Annotated in this window: 16 protein-coding genes; 7 read left to right on the top strand and 9 right to left on the bottom strand. The window is 60.6% G+C overall.

Going from position 1 to position 22,224, the window contains the following annotated elements; all coding sequences use genetic code 11:
* The first annotated feature begins 255 nt into the window (after positions 1–255).
* The 3 genes from AC19YX_RS21445 to AC19YX_RS21435 all read left to right on the top strand — a co-directional run bounded on the left by AC19YX_RS21445 (position 256) and on the right by AC19YX_RS21435 (position 5,406).
* On the top strand, positions 256–2,754 hold the full coding sequence (locus AC19YX_RS21445; protein ID WP_500606941.1) for a DUF8616 domain-containing protein: 2,499 nt from the start codon (positions 256–258) through the stop codon (positions 2,752–2,754).
* Positions 2,754–3,155 (top strand): hypothetical protein, encoded by a 402-nt coding sequence (locus AC19YX_RS21440; RefSeq protein WP_500606940.1) that lies wholly within the window; start codon positions 2,754–2,756, stop codon positions 3,153–3,155. The genes AC19YX_RS21445 and AC19YX_RS21440 overlap by 1 nt, the downstream gene beginning before the upstream one ends.
* A 709-nt stretch (positions 3,156–3,864) precedes the next feature.
* Entirely contained in the window at positions 3,865–5,406 is a 1,542-nt protein-coding gene (locus AC19YX_RS21435) for an alkaline phosphatase D family protein (RefSeq protein WP_500606939.1), read from the top strand.
* 95 nt (positions 5,407–5,501) lie between these two features.
* Here AC19YX_RS21435 and AC19YX_RS21430 read toward each other — a convergent pair whose 3' ends face one another.
* Both AC19YX_RS21430 and AC19YX_RS21425 read right to left on the bottom strand, forming a co-directional pair.
* Positions 5,502–8,033 carry a PepSY domain-containing protein gene (locus AC19YX_RS21430; RefSeq protein WP_500606938.1) on the bottom strand — a complete coding sequence of 844 codons (2,532 nt, stop codon included), beginning with the start codon at positions 8,031–8,033 and terminating at the stop codon, positions 5,502–5,504.
* 192 nt (positions 8,034–8,225) lie between these two features.
* The gene (locus AC19YX_RS21425) at positions 8,226–10,562 is read right to left on the bottom strand and encodes a TonB-dependent receptor (RefSeq protein WP_078469802.1); all 2,337 of its coding nucleotides are present in this window, start codon (positions 10,560–10,562) and stop codon (positions 8,226–8,228) included.
* A gap of 205 nt (positions 10,563–10,767) precedes the next feature.
* Here AC19YX_RS21425 and AC19YX_RS21420 point away from each other — a divergent pair, with 205 nt between their 5' ends.
* A complete protein-coding gene (locus tag AC19YX_RS21420) occupies positions 10,768–11,448 on the top strand; it encodes a Fe2+-dependent dioxygenase (protein ID WP_500606937.1) in 681 nt (226 codons plus the stop codon).
* A gap of 3 nt (positions 11,449–11,451) precedes the next feature.
* On the top strand, positions 11,452–12,204 hold the full coding sequence (locus AC19YX_RS21415; RefSeq protein ID WP_500606936.1) for a tetratricopeptide repeat protein: 753 nt from the start codon (positions 11,452–11,454) through the stop codon (positions 12,202–12,204).
* Between the two features lie 140 nt (positions 12,205–12,344).
* On the opposite strand, the gene AC19YX_RS21410 is transcribed toward AC19YX_RS21415, so the two are convergent.
* From AC19YX_RS21410 to AC19YX_RS21390, 5 genes are all read right to left on the bottom strand, one after another.
* Entirely contained in the window at positions 12,345–13,508 is a 1,164-nt protein-coding gene (locus tag AC19YX_RS21410) for a type III PLP-dependent enzyme (RefSeq protein ID WP_020297087.1), read from the bottom strand.
* Between the two features lie 631 nt (positions 13,509–14,139).
* Positions 14,140–15,297 (bottom strand): osmoprotectant ABC transporter ATP-binding protein OsmV, encoded by a 1,158-nt coding sequence (locus AC19YX_RS21405; RefSeq protein WP_078469805.1) that lies wholly within the window; start codon positions 15,295–15,297, stop codon positions 14,140–14,142.
* Positions 15,294–15,947, bottom strand: a complete 654-nt coding sequence (locus AC19YX_RS21400) for an ABC transporter permease (protein WP_078469806.1) — start codon at positions 15,945–15,947, stop codon at positions 15,294–15,296. Before AC19YX_RS21400 ends, AC19YX_RS21405 begins: the two co-directional genes overlap by 4 nt.
* Before the next feature lie 12 nt (positions 15,948–15,959).
* Positions 15,960–16,856 carry a glycine betaine ABC transporter substrate-binding protein gene (locus tag AC19YX_RS21395; protein WP_500606935.1) on the bottom strand — a complete coding sequence of 299 codons (897 nt, stop codon included), beginning with the start codon at positions 16,854–16,856 and terminating at the stop codon, positions 15,960–15,962.
* A 26-nt stretch (positions 16,857–16,882) separates the two neighbouring features.
* On the bottom strand, positions 16,883–17,599 hold the full coding sequence (locus tag AC19YX_RS21390) for an ABC transporter permease subunit (RefSeq protein WP_201129440.1): 717 nt from the start codon (positions 17,597–17,599) through the stop codon (positions 16,883–16,885).
* A 475-nt stretch (positions 17,600–18,074) separates the two neighbouring features.
* Here AC19YX_RS21390 and AC19YX_RS21385 point away from each other — a divergent pair, with 475 nt between their 5' ends.
* The gene (locus AC19YX_RS21385) at positions 18,075–19,658 is read left to right on the top strand and encodes a peptide chain release factor 3 (RefSeq protein ID WP_078469809.1); all 1,584 of its coding nucleotides are present in this window, start codon (positions 18,075–18,077) and stop codon (positions 19,656–19,658) included.
* A gap of 259 nt (positions 19,659–19,917) precedes the next feature.
* Positions 19,918–20,181, top strand: a complete 264-nt coding sequence (locus AC19YX_RS21380) for a hypothetical protein (RefSeq protein WP_500606934.1) — start codon at positions 19,918–19,920, stop codon at positions 20,179–20,181.
* A 103-nt stretch (positions 20,182–20,284) separates the two neighbouring features.
* Here AC19YX_RS21380 and AC19YX_RS21375 read toward each other — a convergent pair whose 3' ends face one another.
* Both AC19YX_RS21375 and AC19YX_RS21370 read right to left on the bottom strand, forming a co-directional pair.
* Positions 20,285–21,256 carry a peptide ABC transporter ATP-binding protein gene (locus AC19YX_RS21375; protein ID WP_078469811.1) on the bottom strand — a complete coding sequence of 324 codons (972 nt, stop codon included), beginning with the start codon at positions 21,254–21,256 and terminating at the stop codon, positions 20,285–20,287.
* Positions 21,256–22,224, bottom strand: a complete 969-nt coding sequence (locus tag AC19YX_RS21370; protein ID WP_421548050.1) for an ABC transporter ATP-binding protein — start codon at positions 22,222–22,224, stop codon at positions 21,256–21,258. Before AC19YX_RS21370 ends, AC19YX_RS21375 begins: the two co-directional genes overlap by 1 nt.

The raw sequence follows: 22,224 nt of genomic DNA, 5'->3' as shown, positions 1-22,224 counted from the left end.
CTGGAAAGGCGTGTTCGCTCGGTCATGAGACGATTGCAATTACGCCCTCAAAGAATCCGTTCTTATTTCCGGCATCCACGTATCGCCTACGCAGCATGATTTGGTGTATTTGATTGCCGGGTTAATAGCTACACCTATGACGCCCAAGGCAATCTGAGCAAAATCACTAACGCATTAGGTCAAGTTGTAACGTTGGCCAATTTCGATAGCCAAGGGCATGCGCAGTCGCTGACTGACCCCAACGGGGTAGTTACCGTGCTGGGCTATACACCGCAGGGCTGGCTGGCATCCAGCAGCATTGCCGGCGCCACGACGCATTACGCTTACAACGCCGTTGGCGATCTGACTCAGATTACCGCGCCCGATGGGAGTTTCTTGGCCTACACCTATGACGATGCGCGACGGCTAATTGCGGTGACCAACACCCTGGGCGAGACCCAGAATTACACCCTCGATGCCATGGGTAACCGGACCTCGGTTCAGGTCAAAGATGCGAGCGGTACCCTGACCCGTCAGCAACAACGCACCTACGATGAGCTGGGTCGCTTACTCACCCAAGTTGGTGCAGGCGGTCAAGTTACCCATTATGCCTACGACCTCAATGACCAACTAACCCGGCAAACCGATGCGCGTAGCAACGCCACTAACCAGGCATTCGATGCACTGGGTCGCGTGGCCCAAGTGACAGACCCCTTGGGCGGCATCACTGCACTAACCTACAACACCGATAACCAGATCACCCAACTGGTCGATCCACGCAGTGTCACGACGAAGTATGTTTACGACGCTGAAGGCTATGTGCTGCAGATCAAAAGCCCTGACGGCGGTACCTCGAGCTTCACCTATGACGCCGCTGGCAACGTCACGCAAAGAATCGATCCGCGTGGGATCGTGACCACCTACCAGTTCGACGCACTCAACCGCTTGATCGCCCAACATTACCCGGCGACCCCGACTCTGGATGTGCTCTACACCTATGACCAAACCGATGGTGGAAATCGGGGCATCGGTCGACTGACCAGCATCCAGGACCCCAGCGGAAGTGTGACCTACCTCTACGATGATCGCGGTCAGCGGATCGCCCAGAATCGAGTTTTGAAACTGGCCGGCCTGAATATCAACGCCAGCACAACTTCCAGCTACGATGCCGCCGGCCGAGTGACCCAACAGGGTTACCCCGATAATGTCTCGGTAAACTACGCCCGTAACAACGCAGGCCAGCTCACTGCCGTTTCATTCACCCTTAACGGTCAGAGCTTCCCGGTAGCCAGCAACATCGCCTATGTCCCGTTTGGCCCTCTCAAGCAATTGACCTGGGGCAATGGTCAAACCCTTAGTCGAACCTACGACCAGGATTACCAACTAACTGCTCAAACCATCGGTAACTGGCAACACCAATTCGGCTTTGATCTGGTTGGAAACATCACCAGTCAACAGAGCAACCTTTGGGGCGCTGTGCAGTACCAGTACGATGCCTTGAACCGGCTGACCCGTGAGGAGAGTGCGAACACACGAAAGGACTATGCCCTTGATGCCGTCGGCAACCGAACGCAGCGCACCACCACCGATCTAGCCTCCGGCACTGTCACCGAAACCCAGACGGCCATCGTGGCAACGGACAGCAATCGCCTGGTGACACTCGAGGGATTGACGTTGCCTTACGACGCCGCAGGGAACTTGCAACAGCACACCACTGGCCTGCGGTACACATATGACGATAGCGGTCGAATGAGAGCCGTATACCAAGCCGGTGCGCAGCCTTTAGCGGTCTTCACTTACAACCACCTGGGGCAACGGACGCTTAAATTGACCTACGACCCGGTCAGTAGTGCGTTGGTTGGCGGTAGTACTTACTTGTACGGCCCTGAGGGTGAGGTGATCGGTCAAGCCGATTACGATTCAAGCGGTAAGCACCTCGTCACGCGCTTTTGGATTTGGCTGGACGGTATGCCGTTGGCTCAGCTCGAGCTGAATTACAGCCAAGGGGCACCGAGCGGCTTCCAACTGGTGTACCTGCACCCAGATCACCTGAACACCCCGCGGTTGGCCAGTACTCATCAGGGTATTGTCTGGAGCTGGATCAGCGACGCCTACGGTGCAGCATTGCCCAACGAGGACGTTGCCGGCAGCGGTACCGCTACCCATATCCCACTGCGCTTTCCTGGCCAACTCTACGATGCGCAAACGCAGCTGAATTACAATTACTATCGAGACTACGATGCGAACCTGGGACGTTATGTGCAGAGTGATCCGATTGGGCTATGGGGCGGGTTAAATACTTACGGGTATGCGGATGGAAATCCGGTGATTTTTTTCGATCTTCTTGGTCTTGAGAAGATGATTTTATTTGATCCAAATGACCATGTTAGTAACGACGCAGCCAATAAAATCCCCAGCCAGAGTGGGAATTTAGATGTCTGGGGGCATGGAAATAGCGAATCTATTAAGGACGACTCTAACGGTCGAGATAATCGTACTTCTCTTCCTCCAGGTGCTCTTTCTAATCGTATTAGAGGAAGCGGGCTTTGGAGCCCTGGAATGCCTATTACTCTGTGGGCTTGTGACACTGGGGCTGGACAAAACTCATTCGCGGCTCAATTATCTAAGATACTCGGGGTCCCTGTCATTGCTCCAAGTGGACGCTTGATTGTCATGGGGGGGGAGTATTTTATTAGGGAGGGTCGATTTAGTTTTAGCCCTAAAGGTCAGTTTGTAAGGTTTAATGGTGCAGAAAATAATGATGGAGAAAAATAATGATTTCTCAAAAAATTCTAAGTGCCGGAATAGTTTTTGGTATGTTCCTGTCGGGCTTGACTTATGCTGATGGAAAGTCGGACTTTGAGTTTATGGATTATCAATGTGCTGGTGATGAGTCAGGTCAAAGTTATTTTGCTTCTGAGTGGAGGGCGGGCAGGCAGGTAGTGAGGGTGAACTCTACTATGAACTGTGCTTTTTCGGCACAGGCGCCAGAGTATGAGATTAAAAATAAAGGAATAGTATTTAAATATAGAACTATTGCCGTGGAAAAAGGAGCTTTTGCAGCCTGCGAATGTTCCCATCGAATAGTTTTCAATCTAAAAATTGATGAAGGGTTTTCTGTGCGCGTATATCAGGATGGATCAGAGTTGCCAGAAAAACAGATGGGTGTTAATTAGAAGTCGAATGCGATGTGGTTTAGCACTTTGGGAGGGAACTAGAGGGGGGCAGGTGAGGTAACTATGTTTAATCGACGGATGTGGTTGGGCTCTGCTATCGCGCCTTTGCTACCCTAGGTATTGTTCTTGTTAGTATTCAATTTTTCCGATCTAAGTCAGGCGGCTTTTCTTCTGTTTTTTTCTATTTCGTTTGGCTGTTTACCATACTTGCTATTTGGGGGTCCTCTTATAATTTTTCTGCGAAGCAGGAATTTATTGAGCATTGCCATGATGTTTCTATGCGGGTCATTGCTGGGCTTGTCATGCTCTGTGTATTTGGGTTCTTTTTTTCTATGCAGCTGGGTTCGTTCAAGGATGTTGTTCCAGAGTTGAGGGAAGTTGTGACGGGGGGCTTGGTGCTTTGGTGGCCATGTTGTTTAGCTTGATAGTTGGTTTTCCACTGTTCAACTCAAATGATTGATGAACAAGTTTAAGTGTGGAGTATCCCAGGCGACGCTTGAATAGTTAAATTTAGTAGAGGCTGCAGTTGTTTAGCTTCGGATGGTCAGGGCGGCTCGGCGCGGAGCATCTGCGGATGCGCCGGTTGCTTGAGGCCGGTTCTGCTAGTCCGCGTCGAGCTGCCACCCTGCATTGCGGCCGTATGTCCTTGTCACACCCCCTTCATCCTCGCTGACTAAGGTTGCCTTTTGACCATTGTCAGGGAATCACCATGAGCGAGTTCAACCTCGGCCGTCGTCGGATCATGCAAATCGCCGGGGCGGGGTTGTTGCTGCCGAGCCTGGCGCCGGCGGTGATTGCCTCGGTCAAGGATCGGCCGCAGCTCACCGACGGGGTGCAGTCCGGGGATCTGCTGGGGGATCGGGCGATGATCTGGAGTCGCAGCGATCGTCCGGCGCGGATGGTGGTGGAGTGGGACACGCGAAGCATGTTCAGCAACCCTCGGCGTTTCATCTCGCCCCTGGCCGATGCGCGGACGGACTTCACGGCGCGGGTGGAGTTGGCTGGGCTGCCGGCCAACCAGGCGATTTTTTATCGGGTGACTTTCGAGGACGCCCAGTCCGGCGTGGCCAGTGAACCCTGGTTCGGCCACTTGCGCAGTGCGCCGGCGCAACGCCGGGATATCCGTTTTGTCTGGAGCGGCGACACGGTGGGCCAGGGCTTTGGCATCAACCCGGACATCGGTGGCATGCGCATCTATGAAGCGATGCGCCTGCGCTTGCCGGACTTTTTTATCCACAGCGGCGACACCATCTACGCCGACGGCCCGGTGCCGGCGCAGTTGACCGTGGAAGACGGGCGCATCTGGCGCAATATCACCACCGAGGCCAAGAGCAAGGTGGCTGAAACCCTGGACGAGTACCGGGGCAACTACCGCTACAACCTGATGGACGAGAACCTGCGCCGCTTCAACGCCGAGGTGCCGCAGATCTGGCAGTGGGACGACCATGAGGTGGTCAACAACTGGTCGCCGAGCAAGCAGTTGGACGAACGTTACGTGACCAAGGACATCCAGACCCTGGTGGGCCGCGCGCGCCAGGCATGGCTGGAGTATTCGCCGATGCGTCGGCAGAGCGCCGATGGCGGCGGGCGGATTTACCGCAAGCTCAGCTATGGGCCGTTGCTGGATGTGTTCGTGCTGGACATGCGCAGTTATCGCGGCGCCAACGATGACAACTTCCGTGGCGAGAAACCCTTCCTTGGCCGTGAACAGCTGGATTGGCTGAAGCGCGAACTCAAGGATTCTTCGGCCCAGTGGAAAGTGGTGGCGGCGGACATGCCCATTGGCCTCGGCGTGCCCGATGGTGAGGTCAGCCCCGGGGTGGCGCGCTGGGAGGCCGTTGCCAACGGCGACCCGGGACCGGCCCAGGGGCGTGAGCTGGAGATCGCCGAATTGCTGGCGCATCTGCGCAAGCATCAGGTCCGCAACCATGTGTGGTTGACGGCGGACGTGCATTACTGCGCGGCCCACCATTACCACCCGGATCGCGCGGCATTTCAGGACTTCGAGCCATTCTGGGAGTTTGTCGCCGGCCCGCTGAATGCCGGGAGTTTCGGGCCCAATGTGCTGGACAAGACCTTCGGTCCCGAAGTGGTGTTTCAGAAGGCGCCGCCAGCGCAGAACACTTCGCCCTTTGCCGGCTTCCAGTTCTTTGGCGAAGTGCAGATCGATGGGCAAACGGCAGAGCTGAAGGTGATCCTGCGGGACCTGGATGGCGTGGCGGTGTACGAGCACAACCTGCAACCGGTGTAACCATCCCCGCCAACGCCCCGTCCCGTAGGAGCCGGCTTGCCGGCGAAGAGGCCCTTGCGCCTTGCGCCGATCTGGCGGGCGAAGGGCCTGACGCCTCAGTAAACGTCGCGGCGATAGCGTCCTTGCTCAATCAGGCGTTCGACGTGATCTGCGCCCAGTACCTCGTTGAGCACCTGATCCACCCCCGAAGCCATGCCCTGCAAGCTGCCGCAGATGTAGATCGCGGCGCCGTCGGCCAGCCATTTTTTCAGTTCCGGCGCGGCTTCGCGCAGGCGGTCCTGGACGTAGATCTTTTGTGCCTGGTCGCGGGAGAAGGCCAGGTCGAGGCGCGCCAGGTCGCCACCGGTCAGCCACTCCTGGAGTTCGTCCTTGCAGTAGAAGTCGTGTTCGGCATTGCGCTCGCCGAAGAGCAGCCAGTTGCGTTGCTGGCCGTCGGCGATTCGTGCCTTGAGCAGGCTGCGCAAGCCGGCGAGGCCGGTGCCGTTGCCCAGCAGGATCAACGGGCAGGGTTCGGCCGGCAGGTGGAAGCCGCTGTTGCGCCGCACGCGCAGGCTGATGGCCGACCCCACGGCTGCGTGTTCGGTGAGCCAGCCGGAGCCCAGGCCCAGGCTGCCGTCGGGGTGGCGTTCCTGGCGCACCAGCAGTTCGAGCACGCCGTCGCTGGCGATCGAGGCGATGGAGTATTCGCGCAGGGTCACCGGCACCAGGGCATCCACCAGGGCCTGGGCGTGCAGGCCCACCAGGTGGCTGCGGTTTTCCGTCAGTTGGCGGTTGGCCAGGGCCTGGGACAGGGTTTCCTGAAGGCCGTCGATTTGTACGGTGCTCTCGCCATCCAGGCCGAGGCCGCTCAGGAAGAATTCCACGGCCCAGGGGCTGTTGCGTGGCATCACTTCCACCAAGTCGCCCGCCAGCCAACTGCTGGCACTGGGCGCCGTCAGCCCCAGTAAGTAGACGCCGGAGCCACGGCTTTCAAGGTTGAGCAGCTCGCGCCGGGTCAGGGTCCAGTTGTCGAAGGCCGGGGCCTGCCACAGGTCCACCGGCGCTTGCCCGGTCAGTTGCCCGAGTTGTTGCTGCCAGTGGCGCAGGGCATAGCTGTCGCCGCTGTCGACTTCGATCGGGGCAAACAGGGTGCTGCCGCCGTGCTCCATCAGCCAGCCGTGCAGGCGCCGGGCGAAGCCGCAGAAGTGTTGATACTGGCGGTCGCCCAGGCCCAGCACCGCGTAGTTCAGGTGGTCCAGCGACAACGTGCGGCCCAGTACCTTGCGTTCGAAACCGCGAGCGCTGTCCGGCGCTTCGCCGTCGCCAAAGGTGCTGACCACGAACAGGGCATTGCTCGCACCTTGCAGGTCGTGTTCGCTGATGCTGGCCAGGGGCTGGACGTTCACCGGCAGCCCGGCGGCCTGCAATTGCCCGGCCGTCTGCCAGGCCAGTTGTTCGGCAAAGCCGCTCTGGCTGGCAAAACCGATCAGCCACGCAGCGCTGTCGTCGCTGCTGCTGGCCAGGCCTTTGCGGGCCTCCTTGATCTGGCGTTTTTTACGTCGGCGGTCCAGGTACAGCAGCCAGCCGGTAATAAAGAACAACGGCATCAGCACCGAGGCCACGGCGAGGATGATGCGCCCGGCCAGGCCGAAATAGCTGCCGACGTGCAGGGCGTAGATGCTGGTCAGCAGTTGCGCTTTAAAGCTCTTGTCGGCGTAGCGCTCGTGCAGGCTGACCGCGCCGGTGGCCGGGTCGATCTGCAACTGGTTCAGCGCGCGCTCGTGGGGCGAGGTCTTGAGCAGGTAGTAGACCGTGGCGGGTTGCCCGGCCACTGGCGGCATGCGGATGTTGTAGGCGTTGAGGTCTTTGCCGGCATTGCTGTAGAGGCTGCTCCAGAGGGCGTTGTAGTCGGCCACCGGGGCTTCGCCCTTGGGCGGCGGCGCGCCACGGCCGCCGCGCTTGCGCTCGCTGTGGGGGGTGTCGGAGAGCAGTTTGTTCAGGCCGTTGCTGTACCACTCGTAGGACCAGGACAAACCGGTCAGCGCCGCCAGCAGGTACACCGCCAGGCACCAGGTGCCGGCCACGGCGTGCAGGTCCCAGTTGAAGCCCCGGCCTTTCTTGGCCCAGTCCAGGGTCAGCCAGGCGCGCCAGTTGCCGACTTGGCGTGGCCAGCGCAGGTACAGGCCGGACAGGCAGAAGAAAATCAGGATCAGGGTGCAGGCACCGGTGATTTGCCGGCCGGTATCGCCCATGGCCAGGAACCGGTGCAGTTGCATCATCAGGCCGAAGAAGTCCTGGCCCACGGCGTCGCCCAGGAGCTCGCCGGTGTAGGGGTCGAAGTAGCGCATCTGGCCACGGCGTTCACCCGGTGGCGGGGTGAAGAACACCCGCGCGGCATTGCCGCTGTCGGTCTCGACCCAGAGCATGGACACGGTCTTGCCTTCGGCAGCCTCGACCTTGGCCACCAGCTCTGCCGGTGGCAGCACGCCGGCAGGGCGTTTCTCGACCTGCAGCACCGAGGGGTTCATGAGCCGCAGGATTTCATCCTGAAACGACATGCTTGCGCCAGTGATGCCCATCAGGGCCAGAACCAGACCCGCGCTGATACCGAAGAACCAGTGCAGCTGGAACAGGGTTTTCTTCAACACATCGACCTGCCTTGTTGCTCAAAAGTAAGAAACACGGCGCGCATTATGCCGTGAGTTGTCGAGAAGCATTCTTTTTTACACACAAAAACCCCACACATTGCCATGTGTGGGGTTTTTGCCTTTGGCCGAGTCTGCAGGCCAGGGAACCTGAGTGAACTCACGCCCCTGGTGCAGCCTGCGGCAGCGCCTACATCAGAAGTGAACGTTGGTGCTGAGCAGCGCGGTGCGCCCCGCCGCCTGGTTGGCGAAGTGGGTGCTGAACGCTTTGTCGTAATAGGTTTCGTTGGTCAGGTTTTGCACGTTGAGTTGCAGGTCGACGTTCTTGGTCAGCTTGTAGGCGGCCATGGCGTCGTAGCGCACGTAGGAATCGACCATGGTGGTGTTGGCCACGCTGCCGAAGACGTCGTCGACATAGAACGCACCACCGCCGACGGTCAGTTTTGGCGTCAGGCTGTAGGTGGTCCACAGGCTGGCGCTGTTTTTCGGCGTGTTGGGCAGTTGGTTGCCATCGTTGGCCTTGCCCAGTGGGCCGCCGTCGATTTGTTTGCCGTCCAGGTAGCTGTAGCCGGCGAACACCTGCCATTTGTCGGTGAGCTTGCCGCTGGCCGACAGTTCCAGTCCGTCGACCCGGGTGGTGCCGACGTTCTCGTAGGACGTGGTGTTGACCTGGACTCGGGCGTTTTCCTTCTCGGTGCGGAAGATGGCGGCGGTCAACGACAGGCGATCATTGAGCAGGTCCCACTTGGTGCCCAGCTCGTAGTTCTTGGTGGTTTCCGGCTCCATGTCGCTGCTGAGCACGTTACGGCTGCGGTCGGTGGTGCCGCCCAGCGGGTTGCCTTCCTGACCTTCGCCCAGGGTCGCGCCCGGCGGGGTGGCCGAGGTGGCGTAGGAGGCATAGATGCTGCCGTGCTCGGTGGGCTTCCATACCAGGCCGAACTGGCCGGTGATGAACTCGCTGGTGTCCTTGCCTTTGGCCGGCACGCCGTTGTTGACCACGGTGGCACCGGCGTTGTCGTAGGTGCGGTATTGAGTGTCGAAGTGGTCGTAGCGCAGGCCCATGTTCACCAGCCACTGCGGCGACAGTTCCAGGGTGTCGAACACATACAGCGCGCGGGTGTTGCTGGAGGTGTCGGTGCCGGCGTAGTTGCGCGAGATCGCGCCATTCCACGGGTCATCCGGGTTCGGGTTGCTCAGCGAGGTGCAGTTGTAGTTGCTGGGCAGTCCGATGCTGCCCGGGGTGCAGACACTGGGGTTGCCGGCGACCAACGGGGTGGTTTCGGTGTCGACGTTGTACGAGGATTTTTTGCTTTCCTCGTGGCTGAACTCGATGCCGGTGGCGAAGCTGTTCTTGAACCCAGCCACATAGAAGTCACCGAACAGATCGGTCTGGTTGGTGGTGGTGGCGGTGTTGCTCACCCGGGTGTTGGCCCGGCGCCATACGCTGCCGTTGTTGACGTTGCGCTGGCTGTCGTCGGGCTGGGTGAGGATGTAGTCCTGCATGCTGGTGCCGTGACGCAGGGTGTTCTTGATGGTCAGGGCGTCGCTCAGGTCGTGTTCGATGGCGAAGGTCGCGGTGTCGACCCGGCTCTTGCGGAAGTCACGATCGGTCAGGCCGTAGAAGTTGCTGCTGTCGCCCCCGGCGTAGGGTTTGTCCGGGTTGCTTTTGGTCCGCGCGTTGCCGCCCCCGGCCGGAATGGTGTACGGGATACCCGAGTCCGGCAGGTCGTCGCTTTGCAGGTGGTAGTAGTCGAGGTTGACCCGGGTATCGGTGCCCAGGCCAAAGGCCAGAGACGGGGCGATGCCCCAGCGGTCGTAGTTGACCTTGTCGCGCCCGGCGACGTTGCTTTCGTGGCTCATCAGGTTCAGGCGCCCGGCGGCGCTGTCGCTGAACTGGTAGTTGCCGTCAAGGGTGTAGCGCTGGGTCTGGTCCGAGCCCCAGGTGAATCCGCCGTCGAAGCTGTTGCCCAGGTGGGCTTTCTTGCTCACCAGGTTGATGCTGCCGCCCGCGGCGCCACGTCCGCCGATGGCCGAGTTCGGGCCTTTGCTGACTTCAATCGACTCCACGGCGAAGATTTCGCGGCTCTGGGAACCGGTATCGCGCACGCCGTCCAGGTAGGTGTCGCCCTGGGCGTCGAAGCCGCGGATAAACGGACGGTCACCTTGTGGGTTGCCACCTTCGCCGGCTCCGAAGGTGATGCCGGGCACGGTGCGCAGCGCATCCTGCATGGAGAGGGCGCCGGTGTCCTTGAGAACCTGCTGGGGGATAACAGTGATCGAGCGCGGGGTGTCGATCAGCGGCGCGGTGTACTTGGGCGAGGACGCTTTCTCGACCTGGTAGGAGGTGGGCTCCTGGGCTTCGCCGGTGATGGCGGTGGCGTCCAGGGAAATGGCATTGCCCGAGGTTTTCTTATTGGTGTCTTCAGCCGCCTGGGCCAGGTGGGCCGCAGAGCCGGCGCTGAGCGCCACGCCAATTGCAGAGGCAAGCAGACGCGGTGAACTGACAGCAGAAAGTGGTAGTTGGCGTGACATTTTATTCCCCTCCCCAAGGATTTGAGGCCGCGGAATATAGGAGAAACAAGTATCTGTATCAATTGCGAAATGTTTCCATTCGCACTAAATTTACATTCTTTACAATTTCCCTTTACGGTTTTTACGAACTCATCCGTCATGCCGGTTTTACAGCGTCAATAAGAATCAATATCATCGCTGATCCTCGACCTTCAGGTACCTCGCCATGTTGCTGCACATTCCCGGCTTGTTCACTCGCGAAGAAGTGCTGCGCATTCGCCAGGCCCTGGAGCAGGCCGATTGGGCCGACGGCAAGATCACCGCCGGTTACCAGTCGGCCAAGGCCAAGCACAACCTGCAACTGCCCGAAGGCCACCCCCTGGCCAAGGAGATCGGTGCGGCGATGCTCGAGCGGCTGTGGAGCAACCCGCTATTCATGTCGGCGGCGCTGCCGCACAAGGTGTTCCCGCCGCTGCTCAACTGCTACAGCGCCGGTGGCAGTTTCGATTTTCATATCGACAACGCGGTGCGCCAGCCCAAGGGCAGCCCCGAGCGGGTGCGCACCGACCTGTCGTCGACCCTGTTTTTCAGCGACCCCGAGGATTACGACGGCGGTGAACTGGTGATCCAGGACACCTTTGGCACCCAGCAGGTGAAGCTGCCGGCCGGTGATATGGTGCTGTACCCCGGCACCAGCCTGCACAAGGTCAACCCGGTGACCCGGGGTGCCCGCTATGCCTCATTCTTCTGGACCCAGAGTCTGGTGCGTGAAGACAGTCAGCGTGCGCTGCTGTTCGAGATGGACGGGGCGATCCAGGCGCTGACCGGGGACGTGCCTGATCATCCGTCGCTGATTCGCCTGACCGGCACGTATCACAACCTGTTGCGGCGCTGGGTCGAGGTGTAGGCCGTGAGTTATCAACTGCGGCGCGAGGAAGTCCTCGACGGCGAGCAACTGCGCGCCATGCTCGACCACAGCCCGGCCCGCGCGGCCCAGGCAGTGCTGATCGCGGCCAAGGCCGAAGTGCTCGACGCCCAGGCGTTGCTCGGGCAGATCCTGCTCGACGGCTTGGGCATCGAGCAGGATCAGGCGCTTGCCGTACGCTGGTTTGAAATCGCGGCCCGGCGTGGGCACCTGATGGCGCGCAATATGCTCGGGCGTTGCGCGGAGCATGGCTGGGGCTGTACTGCCGACCTGTTGGCGGCTGCCGGCCATTATCGCCAGGCGGCCGATGCCGGGCTGGATTGGGGCTTGTACAACTACGCCAACCTGCTGGCCACCGGGCGCGGCGTGCCGCAGGACCAGGCGCAGGCCTTGGCTTGTTATCGCCGGGCCGCGGCGTTGGGGCATGCCAAATCCATGAACCTGCTGGGACGGTACCTGGAAGAGGGGATTGTCTGCCCGGCCGACCCGGCACTGGCCCGAGACTGGTACCGCCGCTCGGCCGAGGGCGGCGATTTTCGCGGGCAGTTCAGCTACGCGGCGGTGCTGGCCGACGCCGGTCGTATCGACGATGCCCTGCATTGGCTGCGCCAGGCCCTGGCGGGTGGCAACCTGAAATTCCTCAGCGTCGCCCACCGCGCCCTGCTCAGCGCCACCCATCCGCAAATCCGCGCCCTGGCCACCGAGTACCAACAGCGCGCCGCCCAGCTAAGCCCGTAGCCGCTGCCGAGGCACGAGGCTGCGCTGGCCTGGTTAGGCGCTGAAGATCAGGCGTCGGCAAAAGCGACAGGCGAAAAAAAGCCCATGTCGATGCATGGGCTCCTCTCTTGCAGCTTGTCGCTTACAGCTTGCTACTGCTCTTAAACATAAAACGATTTCAGCGGCGGGAAGCCATTGAATTCCACCGCGCTGTAGCTGGTGGTGTAGGCGCCGGTGGACAGCCAGTACAGGCGATCGCCGATGGCCAGGTTCAGGGGCAGGCCGTACTTGTAGTTCTCGTACATGATGTCGGCGCTGTCACAGGTCGGGCCGGCGATGACCACTTCTTCCATCTCGCCTTTCTTCTCGGTCCAGATCGGGAACTTGATGGCTTCGTCCATGGTTTCGATCAGGCCGGAGAACTTGCCCACATCCGTGTACACCCAGCGCTCGACGGCGGTACGGGATTTACGCGCCACCAATACCACTTCACTGACCAGGATCCCGGCGTTGGCGATCAACGAACGGCCTGGCTCGAGGATGATTTCCGGCAGTTCGTCACCGAAGTCTTCCTTGAGGAAACGGATGATTTCTTCAGCGTAGGTTTCCAGGCTGTTGGTGCGGGTGATGTAGTTGGCCGGGAAGCCACCGCCCATGTTGATCAGCTTGAGGTGGATGCCGTCTTCTTCCTTCAGGCGCTCGAAGATCACTTTGACCTTGGCGATCGCCGCGTCCCAGACGCTGATATCACGCTGTTGCGAACCCACGTGGAACGAGATGCCGTAAGGCACCAGGCCCAGGTCACGGGCCAGGATCAGCAGGTCCATGGCCATGTCGGTCTGGCAGCCGAATTTGCGCGACAGGGGCCAGTCAGCCGTGGTCGAGCCTTCGGTCAGGATCCGCACATAGATTTTCGAGCCCGGCGCGGCCTTGGCGATGTTGCGCAGGTCGGCTTCGGAGTCGGTGGAGAACAGACGCACGCCTTTCTCGTAGAAATAGCGGATGTCCTTGGATTTCTTGATGGTGTTGCCGTAGCTGATACGGTCGGCGCTGACGCCACGGTCCATGACCTTGTCCAGCTCGTAGATCGAGGCGATGTCGAAGCTCGAGCCCTTGTCCTTGAGCAGGTCAATGATCTCGACGGCCGGGTTGGCCTTGACCGCGTAATACACCTTGGCGAATTCGAAACCGGCGCGCAGGTCATCGTAGGCCTGGCTGATCATCGCGGTGTCGATCACCACGAACGGGGTTTCTTGCTTGTCGGCGAACGCCTTCATTTTGTCAAAAGTGGCGCGCGCGAAATAGTCTTCGACGTTGATCGACATGCTGGGAACTCCTACTGGCAAACTAAATTGATCAATGGGTGCAAATGAACGTCCTCCGTATCCCCACTTTGGTTCGCCTACTTCCCAAGGCATGTCGCCGAAAGCAAAAAGGCCATGGGGCGCTGCCCTTGGCCTTGCTGTCTCGTCGTCAGTACTTGAGCCGGATGGATCGTTTCCAGCATGGACGTTCGGCGCGAACTTTAGGGCGTGAGGGGCCTGAGATCAACTAAAAATGTCGCGTTTTTGCACGCGTCTGACATGCGTAATCGATATCACCCTTTGTAGCCGACCGAGATGACGGACAGATGTTCCCCAGGATTTTTCCAGTGTTAAAAATACCTGCACGTTCGAAGCTTTTGTGCGCTAAGTCGCAGGCAAGTGTGATGGCGTCAACATCGGCGACGTTGGCGGCGAGAGGGTGGCGTGAGGCGTATTTTGGCTGTTTTGCACAGTACGGTCGGTCTGTTTTTACGGGTGGCGCTGTTGATATTTTTTTCCGGCTGCGAGTGCCGATGAAGTTGCACGAGGCCTATGGCAGGGGGCTTGTTCGCGAAGGCATTTTTACAGTCACATCATTGCTGAGTGACATTTCGCTTTCGCGAGCAAGCCCGCTCCCACCGTTTTTGTATTTTTACGCGACTACAGCCTCAGCCGGCGAGACGATATTGGTCTTCATCCCGCGTGATCGCCCCGAACTCAGATAAGCGGCAATCGACTCCTGGGTCACTTCACCCAGGAACACGCGATCAGCGTCCATCACCGGCAACCACGAACGGTTGAACTCGTACATCCGCGACAACAGGATGCGCAGGTGTTCGTCATAGGCCGCGGTGGCGTTGAACTCGCGCAGGTATTGGGCACAGGTGCCGGTCTGGCGGTGCAGGTCGCGGCGACGCACGTAACCCATGGCTTTGTTCTCGCCGTCGGTCACCACCACGTAGCGGCGGTCGTGTTCGTCCATCAGCTCCAGGGCATCGGCCACCGGGGTTTCCGGGCTGACTGACGGCGCGTTGTCCGCCGCGTCCTCGGCCTTGACCAGCAGCAGGCGCTTGAGGGTGCTGTCCTGGCCGACGAAGTTGCTCACGAACTCGTCCGCCGGGTGCGCCAGCAAGGTGTCCGGATGGTCGATCTGCAGCAGCTTGCCGGCACGGAAGATCGCAATCTTGTCCCCCAGCTTGATCGCTTCGTCGATGTCGTGGCTGACCATGATCACGGTCTTGTTCAGCGCACGCTGCATCTCGAAGAACTCGTTCTGGATCATCTCGCGGTTGATCGGGTCGACCGCACCGAACGGCTCGTCCATCAACAGCAGCGGCGCATCGGCCGCCAGGGCGCGGATCACGCCGATCCGTTGCTGCTGGCCACCCGAGAGTTCACGCGGGTAGCGGTGCAGGTACTGCTTGGGTTCGAGCTTGATCATGCTCATCAGCTCGCGGGCGCGGTCATGGCATTTCTGCTTGTCCCAGCCCAGCAGCTTGGGCACGACCACGATGTTTTCTTCGATGGTCATGTTGGGGAACAGGCCGATCTGCTGGATCACGTAGCCGATGTTGCGACGCAGGGTCACTTCATCCAGGTCGGTGGTGTCTTCGCCGTTGATCAGGATCTTGCCCGAGGTCGGCTTGATCAGGCGGTTGATCATTTTCAGCGTGGTGCTTTTACCGCAGCCCGACGGGCCGAGGAATACGCAAATTTCGCCTTCGTTGACGGTCAGGCTCACGGAATCAACGGCGGTGATGGTCTTGCCGTTGCTTTGGAAGGTCTTGGTCAGGTTTTGAAGTTCGATCATTTGAGCAGTCCTTTTGGAGTCAGCGTGCGTTGCAGCCATTGCAGGAGCAGGTCGGCGAAGATGGCCAGGAGACTGACCAGCACGGCGCCGACGATCAGCATCGACATATCGCTGCGGCTGATGGAAGCCAGAATAAGTACACCCAGGCCGCCGGCGCCGATGGTGGCGGCGATGGTCATCACGCCGATGTTCATCACCACGGCGGTGCGCACCCCGGCGAGGATCACCGGTACGGCGATGGGCAGTTCGACCATGCGCAGGCGCTGGCCGAAGGTCATGCCGATGCCCTTGGCCGCTTCGCGGATGCCGGGTTCGACCCCGGTCAGGGCCAGGTAGGTGTTACGCATGATGGGCAGCAGGGAGTAGAGGAACACCGCGGTGATCGCCGGCATCGGTCCCAGGCCCTGGCCGAACTTGGAGTAGAACGGCAGCAGCAGGCCGAACAGGGCGATGGACGGCACCGTCAGCAACACCGTGGCGCTGGCTTGCAGCGGGCCGGCCAGGGTCGGGAAACGGGTCATCAGCACGCCCAGGGGCACGCCGACCACGATGGCCAGGATCACGGCGATGCCCACCAGGGTGATGTGCTGCCAGGTCAGGTGCAGCACCTGTGTCCAGTCAAGATGGGAAAAGGCGTTCAGAAATTCCATGTCTTCTCCTCTTTATTGGGTGATCGGGTGTTGGCGCAGGAAATCTGCGGCCACGGCGGACGGGCTTTCATGGTCGACGTCGACCCGTGCATTCAGCTGGCGCATGGTTTCGTCGTCGAACAGGGCGGCCAGCGGCTTGAGCTCCGCGGCGAGTTGCGGGTGGGCGTCGAGATAGACCTGACGCACCACCGGCGCTGCGGTGTAGTCGGGGAAGTAATGCTTGTCGTCTTCCAGCAGCTTCAGCTTGAACGCGTTGAGGCGCCCGTCGGTGGTGTAGACCAGACCGGCAAACACCTGGCCATTGCGCAGGGCGGTGTAGACCAGGCCGGCGTCCATCTGCCGGGTGTTTTTGCGGGTCAGGTTCATCTCGTACAGCTTGACCATGCCGGCCATGCCGTCGGAGCGGTTGGCGAACTCGGTGTCCAGGGCCACCAGGCGGTTTTCCGTAGTCTTTTCGGCCAGCGCAGCGGTCAGGTCGCTGATGCTGTTGATCTGCGGGAATTCCTTGGCCACGTTCTCTGGCAGCGCCAGGGCGTAGGTGTTGCTGAATTTCGACGGAGAAAGCCAGACCAGGCCTTTTTTCGCATCGAGTTCCTTGACCCGGGCGTAGGACTGTTCGCTGTCGAGTTTCTCGTCGACGTGGTTGTAGGCCACCAGCGACACGCCGGTGTATTCCCAGATCAGGTCCAGTTGGCCACTTTCCTGGGCGCTGCGCGCCAGGTTGCTGCCCAGACCGCCGGTGACACGGGTGTCATAACCCTTGGTGCGCAGGTACTGCGAGGTGATTTCCGCGAGCAGCGTCTGCTCGGTGAAGACCCGGGCGCCGATGCGGATCACCGGCTTTTCAGCCGCTTGGGCGACGCCTGCGAACAGCAGGACGCAGCCCAGTATCAAACTTAGCTTTTTCATAAGGATTCCTTTGCTCGGCCTGGCGATTAAGACGGGCGCAGACCGCGTTCCAGCCAGAGGCGGCTGGCCATGGTCACGATGCCGTCAAGCAGCAGTGCCAGCAGTGCGGTACAGGCCGCTCCCAGTAGCAGTTGCGGCTGATTGTTCAGGGCGATCCCCGGGAAAATCAGGCTGCCCAGGCTGTTGGCGCCAATCAGGAAGGCCAGCGGCGCGGTACCGACGTTGATCGCCAGGGCCACGCGCACGCCGCCGATGATGATCGGTACTGCATTGGGCAATTCGACTTTCCACAGCACTTGGCCCGGGGTCATGCCGATGCCGACGGCGGCTTCCTTGAGCGAGCCCTGGACGTTTTTCAGGCCTTCGTAGGTGTTGCGCACGATCGGCAGCAGGGAGGCGAGGAACAGGGCAAAGATAGCGGGGCCGCTGCCGATGCCGAGAATCCCCAGGGCGATGGCCAGTACGGCCAGAGGAGGGACGGTGTTGCCGATGTTGAAGATCTGCATGAAGCGTTCAGCGCGTCCCACCATGTGCGGGCGGCTGAGGTAAATGCCGGCCGGGATGCCTACCACCAGGGCAGCGAGCATCGACACCAGGACCAGAATCAAATGAGCTTGCAGGTAGAACAACAAATCGTCGCGGTACATTTCGATGGTATTGATGCCGATCCAGTGGACCAGCAGGGCCAGGAGAGCGACGACAACCGCTCCTCCTATCAGCCCTTTGCCATAGCGAATAGCCACAGGCGGACTCCTTTATGTCAGTCGGCGCACACATTTCCGGGCGGCATTGCCATTCCTGGCTGCCGGTGAATGTGGTCGCGAAAAGCAGCTCGCCAATGCCGGCAAAACGGCATGAGGTCGAGCCATGAGCGCAGCCTCGTCAGGCTAACTTGCTGATATTTCAGCCCCTGATGAAAGCGTGTAGCAGGGGAGTGGACGTCTGCACCTTTTAAAAGGTTCCATAGTTGACAGCATTTAGCCATCGCCAATTGCCCAACGGTCCCCGCCCAAACCCTCTCTTGTAGCCGCTGCCTCCGGCTGTGCTGTCCCTCGAAACCGCCTCCACTGCCTCGAATGTATGTTGGCGTCTGGTCCGGACAGTGCAGCCTGCGGCCGCGGCTACAGCGGCGTCGACGGCAGGCCGAGCGGTGGCCTGGAAGGCTTGCTTTACGCTATACTCGCCGCCCTTTTTTGAATCACCGCCAGGCGATTTCCCATGACCAAACAGGCCGCCGAAGTCGCGAAACGCCGCACTTTCGCCATTATTTCCCACCCGGATGCGGGTAAAACCACCATCACCGAGAAGCTGTTGCTGATGGGCAAGGCGATTGCGGTCGCCGGTACCGTGAAGTCGCGTAAGTCCGACCGTCATGCCACTTCCGACTGGATGGAGATGGAGAAACAGCGCGGGATTTCCATCACGACCTCGGTCATGCAGTTCCCTTATCGCGAACACATGATCAACCTGCTCGACACCCCGGGCCACGAAGACTTCTCGGAAGACACCTACCGCACCCTGACCGCGGTCGACTCGGCGCTGATGGTGCTCGACGGCGGTAAGGGCGTTGAGCCACGGACCATCGCCCTGATGGACGTCTGCCGCCTGCGCGATACGCCGATCGTCAGCTTTATCAACAAACTCGACCGCGACATCCGCGACCCGATCGAGCTGCTCGATGAAATCGAAGCAGTCCTGAAGATCAAGGCCGCGCCGATCACCTGGCCGATTGGTTGCTACCGCGACTTCAAGGGTGTGTACCACCTGGCCGACGACTACATCATTGTCTACACCGCTGGCCACGGCCACGAACGCACCGAAGTGAAAATCATCGAGAAGCTCGATTCCGATGAAGCACGGGCTCACCTGGGCGACGAGTACGACCGCTTCGTCGAACAGTTGGAACTGGTGCAGGGCGCTTGCCACGAATTCAACCAGCAGGAATTCCTCGACGGCCAGTTGACCCCGGTGTTCTTCGGTACGGCCCTGGGTAACTTCGGGGTCGATCACGTGCTCGACGCCGTGGTCGATTGGGCTCCCAAGCCTCTGGCCCGGGTCGCCAACGAGCGCACCGTGGAACCGGTTGAAGAGAAATTTGCCGGCTTCGTGTTCAAGATCCAGGCGAACATGGACCCGAAACACCGCGACCGTATCGCCTTTATGCGTATCTGCTCCGGCAAGTACGAGAAAGGCATGAAGATGCGCCATGTGCGTACCGGCAAGGACGTGCGCATCGGCGACGCCCTGACCTTCTTCTCCTCCGAGCGTGAGCAACTGGAAGAAGCCTTCGCTGGCGACATCATCGGCCTGCACAACCACGGCACGATCCAGATCGGCGACACCTTTACCGAAGGCGAGGCCTTGGGTTTCACCGGCATCCCGCACTTCGCCCCGGAACTGTTCCGTCGCGTGCGCCTGAAGGATCCGCTCAAATCCAAGCAACTGCGCCAGGGCCTGCAACAGCTGGCCGAAGAGGGCGCGACCCAGGTGTTCTTCCCGGAGCGCAGCAACGACATCATCCTCGGCGCCGTCGGTGTGCTGCAGTTCGATGTGGTCGCCAGCCGCCTGAAAGAGGAATACAAGGTCGAGTGCTCCTACGAGCCGATCACCGTGTACTCCGCGCGCTGGATCGAGTGCAGCGACAAGAAGAAGCTGGAGGAATTCTCCAACAAGGCCGTGGAAAACCTGGCTATCGACGGCGGCGGTCACCTGACCTACCTGGCCCCGACCCGGGTCAACCTGGCACTGATGGAAGAGCGCTGGCCGGACGTGAAATTCCGCGCCACCCGCGAACACCACTAACACTGCCGCACCCCAAAGCCCCGCTGTTGACCCAGCGGGGCTTTTTCATGGGTGACGGATTGGTGGGAGTGGCGCCAGGTCGGCGTACATAACCACTGGCTGTAGGACCTAGTCGAAAGCAATCTACCCATGTGGCGGCTTCCGGGTGGCTCATCTGGAAAACCCCATCCATCACGACTAGTTTACAGCAGTGCCACAGGCCCGAAGACTCAAGGCCTGTGGCCATCAATGGTGCACCTACGAACGGATGGGATCGGTCATGAGCATCTTTCAACGCGTGGTGTTGTTGATCAAAGTGCTGGTGCTGTTATCGGTGGGGACTTCGGCGGCCTGGGCCCATGCCGGAGTGCAGCAGGAACCTGGCGCGTGGGCGGCAAAAAGCCCCCATGGCAGTGCGCTGATGCTGGCCAAGTCCGACTCGGAAGCCGGGGATCAGGGGCAGGGCGGGAGCAAGGGCGATGATGATTCGACCACCGACGACCCGGATCCTGACAGCGATGATGACGGCGATAACGACAGCTGACAGATAGACGCCTCCCTGGCTGCGGGTGCTATGCACCCATGCCCTGGGAGGTTTGAGCGAAACCGGCGCCCCCGGATTGATTCCGGGGGCGTTTTTTTGTGGCTCAGCCGAGAAACTGTTCGGCGTAGTGGCAAGCGACCTGGCGGTTGTCGAGGAGGCGCAAGGCCGGCTCCTCGGTACTGCACAGTTCAGTGGCGTACGGGCAGCGTTTGTGGAAGGCGCAGCCGGAGGGCGGGTTCAGCGGGTTGGGCAACTCGCCGACGATCTTGATTTTCGGTTTGTCCGGATCCGGGTGAATGGTCGGCGTGGCCGAGAGCAGGGCCTGGGTGTATGGGTGCAGAGGCCTGCTGTAGATCTCCTCCTTGGGACCCATTTCCACCGGCCGGCCGAGGTACATCACCATTACCTGGTCGGCGACGTGCCGCACCACCGCCAGGTTGTGGGAGATAAACACGTAGGCGGTGTTGAACTCCTGCTGCAGGTCCATGAACAGGTTGAGCACCTGGGCCTGGATCGACACGTCGAGGGCCGAGGTCGGTTCGTCCGCCACCAGCACCTTGGGTTGCAGCATCATGGCCCGAGCCAGGGCGATGCGCTGGCGCTGGCCGCCAGAAAACATATGGGGGTAGCGCTGGTAATGCTCGGGGCGCAGCCCGACCTGTTTCATCATCGCCTGGACTTTTTCGCGGCGCTCGGCGGCAGACAGCTTGGTGTTGATCAGCAGCGGTTCGGCCAGTTGGTCACCGACCTTCTGCCGTGGATTGAGCGACGCGTACGGGCTCTGGAACACCATCTGCACGTCTTTGCGCAATTGCTTGCGCTGCGCCTTGTCGGCCCCGGCCACTTCCTGTCCGGCGATTTTCAACGAGCCGGAGGAGGGCTCTTCGATCAGAGTCAGGGCGCGGGCCAGGGTCGACTTGCCGCAGCCGGACTCGCCCACCACGGCCAGGGTCTTGCCGGCTTCGAGTTCGAACGACACCCCATTGAGCGCGCGCACCAGGGCGGTGCCCTTGAACAGGCCACGGGACACTTCGTAGTGACGGGTCAGGTCGCGGGCGGTAAGAACGACGGCCATTACGCCACCTCCTGATTCAGCGGGTAGAAGCAACGGGCGAGGCTGGCGGCTTTCGGGTCCAGGCCTGGGCGTTGCTGCCGGCAGTGGTCCTGCACGTACGGGCAGCGCGGCGACAGCAGGCAGCCCTGGGGCCGGTCATACCGCCCGGGGACAATGCCCGGCAGAGTCGAGAGACGCGCCGCGCCCATGCTGTGTTCGGGAATCGCCGCCAGCAACGCTTCGCTGTAGGGGTGAGCGGGAATGTCGAACAGCTCCGGCACCTGGCCGACTTCCACCGCCTGGCCGGCGTACATCACGCACACCCGCTGGGCGGTTTCGGCCACCACCGCGAGGTCGTGGGTGATCAGCACCAGGCCCATGTTCTGTTCCCGTTGCAGGTTGAGCAGCAGGTCCATGATCTGCGCCTGAATGGTCACGTCCAGGGCCGTGGTCGGCTCGTCGGCAATCAGCAGCTTGGGCTCGCCGGCAATGGCCATGGCGATTGCCACGCGCTGGCTCATGCCGCCAGACAGTTGATGGGGGTAGGCGTTCATGCGGCTGGCGGCGCCGGGGATTTCGACTTTTTCCAGCAGCTCGATGGCACGCTTGCGGGCCGCCTTGCTCGACATTTTCAGGTGCAGGCGCAGCACTTCCTCGATCTGGAAGCCCACGGTGTAGCTCGGGTTCAGCGCAGTCATCGGGTCCTGGAAGACCATGGCCAGGTCCTTGCCGACAATCTGTCGGCGTTGCCGCGCGCTGAGCTTGAGCATGTCCTTGCCGTCGAAGTGCAAGGCGTCGGCGGTGACGATGCCCGGGTGCTCAATCAGCCCCATCAGCGCCATCATGGTCACCGACTTTCCGGAGCCCGATTCGCCGACGATGGCCAGGACTTCGCCCTTGTCCACGCTCAGGTCGAGGCCATCGACCACGGGGACGGCCTTGGCGTCGCCGAAGCGCACGTTGAGATTCTTGATTTCTAGCAGTGACAT

Source organism: Pseudomonas sp. MF09150 (assembly GCF_059862355.1).
This window is presented reverse-complemented; position numbering and strand designations above follow the sequence as displayed.

Coding starts and splice junctions, on each gene's coding strand:
- AC19YX_RS21435 (WP_500606939.1), top strand. CDS start 3,865: ATGAGCGAGTTCAACCTCGGCCGTCGTCGGATCATGCAAATCGCCGGG.
- AC19YX_RS21385 (WP_078469809.1), top strand. CDS start 18,075: ATGACCAAACAGGCCGCCGAAGTCGCGAAACGCCGCACTTTCGCCATT.
- AC19YX_RS21405 (WP_078469805.1), bottom strand. CDS start 15,297: ATGATCGAACTTCAAAACCTGACCAAGACCTTCCAAAGCAACGGCAAG.
- AC19YX_RS21395 (WP_500606935.1), bottom strand. CDS start 16,856: ATGAAAAAGCTAAGTTTGATACTGGGCTGCGTCCTGCTGTTCGCAGGC.
- AC19YX_RS21375 (WP_078469811.1), bottom strand. CDS start 21,256: ATGGCCGTCGTTCTTACCGCCCGCGACCTGACCCGTCACTACGAAGTG.
- AC19YX_RS21440 (WP_500606940.1), top strand. CDS start 2,754: ATGATTTCTCAAAAAATTCTAAGTGCCGGAATAGTTTTTGGTATGTTC.
- AC19YX_RS21425 (WP_078469802.1), bottom strand. CDS start 10,562: ATGTCACGCCAACTACCACTTTCTGCTGTCAGTTCACCGCGTCTGCTT.
- AC19YX_RS21370 (WP_421548050.1), bottom strand. CDS start 22,224: ATGTCACTGCTAGAAATCAAGAATCTCAACGTGCGCTTCGGCGACGCC.
- AC19YX_RS21420 (WP_500606937.1), top strand. CDS start 10,768: ATGTTGCTGCACATTCCCGGCTTGTTCACTCGCGAAGAAGTGCTGCGC.
- AC19YX_RS21380 (WP_500606934.1), top strand. CDS start 19,918: ATGAGCATCTTTCAACGCGTGGTGTTGTTGATCAAAGTGCTGGTGCTG.
- AC19YX_RS21400 (WP_078469806.1), bottom strand. CDS start 15,947: ATGGAATTTCTGAACGCCTTTTCCCATCTTGACTGGACACAGGTGCTG.
- AC19YX_RS21410 (WP_020297087.1), bottom strand. CDS start 13,508: ATGTCGATCAACGTCGAAGACTATTTCGCGCGCGCCACTTTTGACAAA.